This is a genomic window from Lentzea sp., assembly GCF_035525475.1.
GTDB lineage: Bacteria > Actinomycetota > Actinomycetes > Mycobacteriales > Pseudonocardiaceae > Lentzea.
Window position 1 is genome coordinate 146,216 of record NZ_DATLEC010000265.1, and the last position, 6,390, is coordinate 152,605.

Annotated in this window: 4 protein-coding genes; 2 read left to right on the plus strand and 2 right to left on the minus strand. The window is 70.9% G+C overall.

Features of this window, described 5'->3' with window-relative positions; translation table 11 throughout:
• Window positions 1–23: 23 nt before the first annotated feature.
• Window positions 24–908: a LysR substrate-binding domain-containing protein gene (locus VM306_RS41040; protein WP_325525146.1), complete on the plus strand. Its 885-nt coding sequence runs from the start codon at window positions 24–26 to the stop codon at window positions 906–908.
• 61 nt (window positions 909–969) lie between these two features.
• Here VM306_RS41040 and VM306_RS41045 read toward each other — a convergent pair whose 3' ends face one another.
• On the minus strand, window positions 970–2,397 hold the full coding sequence (locus VM306_RS41045) for a hypothetical protein (RefSeq protein WP_325525148.1): 1,428 nt from the start codon (window positions 2,395–2,397) through the stop codon (window positions 970–972).
• Between the two features lie 252 nt (window positions 2,398–2,649).
• Between VM306_RS41045 and VM306_RS41050 the strand changes: the two genes are divergently transcribed.
• Window positions 2,650–3,855, plus strand: a complete 1,206-nt coding sequence (locus VM306_RS41050; RefSeq protein ID WP_325525150.1) for a hypothetical protein — start codon at window positions 2,650–2,652, stop codon at window positions 3,853–3,855.
• Window positions 3,856–3,905: 50 nt separating this feature from the next.
• On the opposite strand, the gene VM306_RS41055 is transcribed toward VM306_RS41050, so the two are convergent.
• Window positions 3,906–5,249 (minus strand): endo-1,4-beta-xylanase, encoded by a 1,344-nt coding sequence (locus VM306_RS41055; RefSeq protein WP_325525154.1) that lies wholly within the window; start codon window positions 5,247–5,249, stop codon window positions 3,906–3,908.
• Window positions 5,250–6,390: the final 1,141 nt, after the last annotated feature.

Consider the following 6,390-nt stretch of genomic DNA (forward strand, 5'->3'; position numbering starts at 1 on the left):
TGAGACTCTGCGAATATCAATGGGTGGAACTCCGTCACCTGCGCTACTTCGTCGCGGTCGCCGAGGAACGGCACTTCGGGCGTGCCGCCGAGCGCCTGCACATGGCGCAACCGCCGCTGTCCCAGCAGATCCAGCAGCTGGAGGCCGAGCTCGGGGTGACGCTGCTGCACCGCACGACCCGCAAGGTCGAGCTCACCGACGCCGGGACCGTCTACCTGGAACGCGCCCGGACCGTGCTCGCCGCCGTGGACGACGCGGCGTCGGAGGCGCGGCGCGTGGCCGAGGGATTGCAGGGCCGCCTGGTGGTGGGCTGCGTCGGCTCCGCCACCTACAGCCTGCTGCCCGCGTTCGCCAGGGCCCTGCGGGAGGAGCTGCCGGCCGTGGACTTCGTGTTCCGCGGCGAGATGCTGGCACCGGACCAGCTGGAGTCGTTGCTCGCCCGCCGCGTCGACCTCGCACTCCTGCGCCCGCCGGTCGAGCACCCGGCGGTGCGGGTGCGGACGGTGCGCCGCGACCGGTTCATCGTGGCGCTGCCCGAGGACCACCGGCTCGCGCGGCGCAAGCGGGTGAAGATCGAGGACCTGCGTGACGAGGACCTGGTCGTGCACGCGTCCCGCGGCCGTTCCGTCATGCACGGGATCGTCACGGACCTGTGCCGCTCGGCGGGGTTCGAGGCCCGCGTCCGGCACGAGGTGGCGGAAACGTCCACTTTGGTCACGTTCGTGGCCGCGGGGCTGGGTGTGGCCGTGGTGCCGGAGCCCGTCGCGGAACTCGGTGTGCCGGGCACCGTCTACCGCCCGCTCGTGGGGAGGCGGGGCATCGACCTCGTGGCCGCGGTGCGGGCCGACGACGACTCACCCGTTCTCGGACGGGCGCTCGGCCTGCTGGCACGGCACGTCGGCGGGTGAGACCAGCCCGTCCGGGCAGCGCCCTCCTCGGCGCTGCCCGGACGGTTCGGAGGAGGACCCGCTACCCGGCCGCGACGGTCGTCTCGACGACGCGCTCGTTGTCGGCGGGGTTGTTGTCCTCGCGGCCGGCCAGGCGCACCCGCGCCTTGAGCGTCGCCTTGCCGAGGGCCGCGTCGTCCGCGGTGTAGGTGTACGTGAACGGCACGATCGCGGTGCTGTCCTTGGCCACGTGCTGGTTCACGGTGCCGACGATCGTCCAGTAGCCGTCCCGCTTGCGCCGCAACAGCTCCACGACGGTGTTCTCGGAGTACCGGGTGTTGCTGACCGACGCCTCGACGGTCGCGGTCTCGCCGACCTTCGCGCTGGCCGGTGCGACGACGTTCGACACGGTCACGTCGTGCGTCTCGACCTTCAGCGTCTGCGTGGTGGTGCCGGAACGGCCGTCCGCCGTGTACCCGCTGATCGTGACCTCGTACTCGCCGTCGGCGGCGTACCTGTGCGAGACGTCCGCCGTGCCGGGCACGGCCGGGATCGTGGCGGACGTGCCGTCGCCGAAGCGGACCTCGCCGCCCGCGAGCCAGCGACCGGCCGGGTCGCCCGGGTCGATGCCGAACCGGACCTCGTCGAAGACACCGGGCTGCGCCGGGAGGACGTACGTCGTGGTGGGCTTGATCTGCGGCGCGTCCTCCAGCCGCAACGTCAGCGGCGCCGAGCCGTAGTCGCTGCTCGCGACCCGGACGTAGTAGGTCTCACCGGGAGTGGTGGCGAAGATCGCCGGGGCGTGGTTGCTCTGCATGCAGTCCAGTTCGGACAACGCACCGAGTGTGTTGCCGCGGAAGACCGCCACGGCCGCGCTGTTGTTGCGCTGGGTGACGTTCGCCGCGAGGATCCCCGTGCGGTCGGCGGTGTAGCGGTACCACACCGAACGGTTGTGGTACCTGTCGCAGCTCGTCACCTCGCCGGCCTCGGCCGTGGCGGCACCGGTCTCACCGGCGACGTCGGTGCCCAGGGAGATGTCCGCGGCTGCCGCGAAGTCGTCGTTGGCGACCCTGGGCACGGACTCCAGGTCGAACTTGACAGGCCCGGCGAACACGGTGTCCTGCAGCAGGAAGTGGTAGGTGGTGCCCGCCTTCACCGCGAACGTGTTCGAGCCGCCGCCGTGCGGGGGCTGGCACGCGCCGGGCGTCCACGTCAACGCACCGCGATCCCCCGTGAAGGCGGAGATGGCGGGCTTCTCGTCGTCCGGCCGGTCGGTCTTCATCCGGACGAAACCGTCGGCGGGCGCGGTGTAGCGGAACCAGACGCTGCTGGTGCCCCACCAGCAGTGCGACGGGTCGTCCGCCGCCGTGGCCTCGCGCGTGTCCAGAGTGGACGAGAAGGGCAGCGAGGCGATCGTCGTGGCGTCGGCGAAGTCGTCGTTGGACGGCGGCGCCGCGTGAGCGGTACTCGGCGCCAGTGCCGCGGCCAGAGCGACTGCCGCGCCGATCATCAGTGCACGCAAAGGAGAACCCCAGTGTCAGTGGGCCGCTTCGGCGCGGCCCCCGTGAGGTGGAGACGCGCGGCACGGCTCCGGGGATGGCTCGGCCGCGAAATTCGATCTTCCGCCGCAGGGGTGTGCGGCCGAAAGGACCAGTGGTCGATCGGGCATACGGCGACCTGGCCGCGCGCCCACCGCCGGGCGTTACGTTCGCCGCCCCGCCGACGACCTCAGGGTGTGACGCAGGAGAGAAAGGTCAGCTTCATGAGTCGAACCGACGCGGAGGTGCGCGAGCCCGGCGGGGGAGTCCCTCCCGTGGTCGGCGAGGTCGAGGAGATCGCGGCGCACGCCGACATCGTCGTGCGCAACCTGCGGATCACCCACTGCTACCACCGGCTGGCCCGAGCGCTGGCCGCGCGCACCGGCGGCGCCGCCAACTGGTGCACCTTCGCGGTGTGGGCGTCCAAGCAGGTGGGGCAGACGATCCGGCAGGAGGACCTGGTGCGCGCGGTGGAGCGCCTGCTGAAGTCCTCGCCCGAGGTGGCCGCCGGGGTGGACCTGGTGGTGCGCGGTGTGCGGCGGGCCGTTCCGCGGCAGACCCTGGACCACGCCCACTCGGTCGTGCGCCAGGCGGTGGTGGCGACCGCGCGGCTCGACGACGTCAGTGCCGCGGCGGCACGGGGCAACCTCAAGGTGTTCGAGGAGATCGCGCGCGAGTTCGCCCGCTTCCTGGCGGAGTTCGGCGAGGTGTCCACCGGCCGGGACGGGCGGATCAGGGAGTTCTGCGACGCGTTGCGGCCCGGTGAGCCGCCGGAGGGGCAGCGCTACCTGCGGCAGGCCTTCGCCCGATACCACCGGGCGATGACCACGCGCGACGAGAAGCGGCGCGCCGAACTGCTGTTCCTGGCGAACATCGAGGTGGGGCTGCACGAGCAGACCCGGTTGCAACCGGAGATCGCCGGCGCGCTGGAGGCGCCGGTGGTCGACCCGCGCGAGCTCGAGCAACGCCTGTTCGACCTGCTCCTGCCGGGCAACCGGGTGGTGAGGTGGTTGCGGCTGGTGCTGCTGACCGTGCTCGGCAGGCGCGCCGCGGTGCGCATCGCCTCGGAACAGCTGGCGGACCAGGCGCGCAGGGTGGTCCGCGAGGCGGTGACCCGGCACCTGATGACGCTGTCGCTGCCGGGCGGTGAGGTGCTCGACCTGAGCACCGACCTGCCGGCGACGTTCCCGCCGCTGCTCACCGAGCTGGCCGACCCCGAACTGCTGGAGCTGCTGCGGATCGTCGATCCCACGCCGGACAGCGTGGCCGGCACGGCCGCCCGCGACTGGGCGGACCTGCTCGGCCGGATGCACTACATCGCGGACATGTTCCGTTGCCACGCCGTGCGCGCCGACCTGCTCGACCCGCCGTTCACCGCCGAGCAGGTCGACGCTCTCCAGGCCGGACGCCGGCCGGACGGCGTGCTCTGACGGGAACGGGAGGGCCTCGGGTGAGGCCCTCCCGTCAGGTGATCAGACGATCAGCCGACCCGGCAGGACACGCTGGGCCAGTTCCAGTTGCCGCCGTGCTGGACAGTGAAGCCGAACGTGTTGCCGCTGCCGTTCGGACGTGCGGTCATCACGTTCGCCGAGTCCCACGAGGCAGTCGTGTTCCAGGTGGCGATGATCCGCTGGGGCGAGCTCACCGTGACCGTCACGATCCAGTTGTCGGTGCCCGAGACGGTGACGTTGCCGTTGAAGCGGTCGTTCCACTTCTCGCCCTCGGAGTACGTCGCCGTGCAGCCCCCGCCGCCGGGGTTGGACGTGGTCGTCGTGGTCGAGGTCGGCGGCGTGGTGGTCGACCCGCCGTTCAGGACGCCGAGGACGGAGGTGTAGGCGGCCTTCTTGTTGCCGCTGTTGTCGAACAGCAGCGGGGTGCCGGAGGCGCGCCACGAGTCGCTGTCGCGGATGCCCCACACGGTGATGCCGGTGCACCGCGCCACGGAGAGACAAGCCTGCGTGACGCCCTGGTACTGCTGGGCCTGCGAGCTGCCGGAGCCCTCGATGTCCAGCTCGGTGATCTGGACGTCGACGCCCAGGGCGGCGAAGTTCTGCAGGGTCGTGTGGTAGTTGGACGGCACCGGGTTGCCGCTGTTGAAGTGCGCCTGGAAGCCCACGCAGTCGATCGGGACGCCGCGGGACTTGAAGTCCTGCACCATCCGGTAGACGCCCTGCGTCTTCGCGTGCGACCAGTTGTCGGTGTTGTAGTCGTTGTAGCAGAGCTTCGCGTTCGGGTCGGCCGCACGGGCGGCGCGGAACGCGGCCTCGATCCAGTCGTTGCCGGTGCGCTGCAGGTTCGAGTCGCGACGGCCGCCGCCGCTGCCGTCGGCGTAGGCCTCGTTCACCACGTCCCAGGCGTAGATCTTGCCGCGGTAGTAGGTGGCGACCTGGGTGATGTGGTTCAGCATCGCGTTGCGCAACGAGCTGCCGGACATGTTCTGCATCCAGCCGGGTTGCTGCTGGTGCCACGCCAGCGCGTGCCCGCGCACACGTTTGCCCTGGTTGCGCGCGTGGTTCACGATCCGGTCGCCGTTGCCGTAGCTGAACTGGTTCTGGTTCGGCTCGGTCGCGTCCATCTTCATCTCGTTCTCGGCCGTGACCATGTCGAACTCCCTGTTCAGGATTCCGACGTAGGTCGAGTCGCCGAGCTTGTTCGCGGCGACCGCGGTGCCGAAGTAGCGGCCGCTCTGCTGGGCTGCCGCCGCGAGGGTGGAGGCCGCTCCGCTGGCGGGCGTCGTGGTCGCGAAGACCGCGGCGCCCACAGTGGCTGCCACCAGGGAGGACACGAGTCCGGCTCGTGCTACTGACTTCAGTGTCAGCGTCATTTTTCGGCGCTTTCTGAGGAGCACCCGCACAATCGCGGGTGAATGGGGTTGGCAGGGACGTTCATTCATCTGTTCAGGGCGTGTGGCCTGCGCCGTGGCCGTGCGCCGTGTGAATGGAGACGTTGCCAGTATTGAACGGGACAGTGCGGCCGATCAAGGGTCCATTCGATTCGAATGCGGCGAATGGAATGTTTCGAAAACCCGCAAAACCTATCGAAACAGTTTCGAAAATGGTCGGCCGATGGTCACCACACGTGCCCACTCGGGTGGTGCGTCCGGGACGTAGCCGGGATCGTCCTCGCCGGAGCGGCGCTCTCGCGGGAACAGGCCCACCACCGTCCGGCACGCCGGCCTCGTCTCGGGCCAGGGCGTTTGGCCGTCGGTCAGGGCGACGACGACGTCGGTACGGGCGCGGGCCGTGGGCGATGCGGCCTTGGGCCGCACACGTCCTTCTGCTTCGAGCACCAGCGCGGCTTCAGCCGCCCACCGGTGGGCGGCGTGGCCGTCTCGCAGCCCGGGATCGCCGCCCGTGGACCAGTGCGCCGCTCCGGACCGCTCCCGCAGCTCACCGGTCCTGCGCGCGTCCCACAGGTGGCGGTGCAGGCCCAGGCGGAAGCGCTGGTCCGGCCGGGGATGGGGATGGCCGCCCGCTCCGGCGAGGGGCGAGGCCGGGTCCCAGAGCGCGAGGCTGATGCGCTGCCCGGCGGACGCCCGAGCCGGTGGGGTGCGCGCCGCGAGGTGCAGCGGCGGGCCGTCGTCCGGCGGGAAGTACCGCGCCAGGTGACCGTGAGGCCCGGCCGCACGAGGCCGTCCGGGCTGGTCCGCGGGAAGTGCCGGCGCAGCAGGTCAGGAGCCAGGTTCGCAGGTCGTCGCGGATTCGCCGTGCGTGCGACCGGAGATGAAGGCGGGATTCTCCGTTCGGGCGGTGCGTCAGCACTCACCTGTGGTGAACGGAACCCCCGATCTGTTCAGATGGGTGATCATCGCGGCAACCGCGGCAAGGGGTGCGCAAGTGTTTTCGCGCTTGCGCGCCGCACAGGCAGGTCGCCGCGAGGGCCAGGCGTTCGGTCAGCTCTCCGAGGACGTCCGCTGGGAGGGGAGCGGCTCCTGGAACAGGTTCGTCCAGGACGGCTGGCCCGAC

Bases quoted from the DNA above. Each gene is read 5' to 3' on its own strand.
- VM306_RS41045 (WP_325525148.1), bottom strand. From the start codon at position 2,397: ATGATCGGCGCGGCAGTCGCTCTGGCCGCGGCACTGGCGCCGAGTACC.
- VM306_RS41050 (WP_325525150.1), top strand. From the start codon at position 2,650: ATGAGTCGAACCGACGCGGAGGTGCGCGAGCCCGGCGGGGGAGTCCCT.
- VM306_RS41055 (WP_325525154.1), bottom strand. From the start codon at position 5,249: ATGACGCTGACACTGAAGTCAGTAGCACGAGCCGGACTCGTGTCCTCC.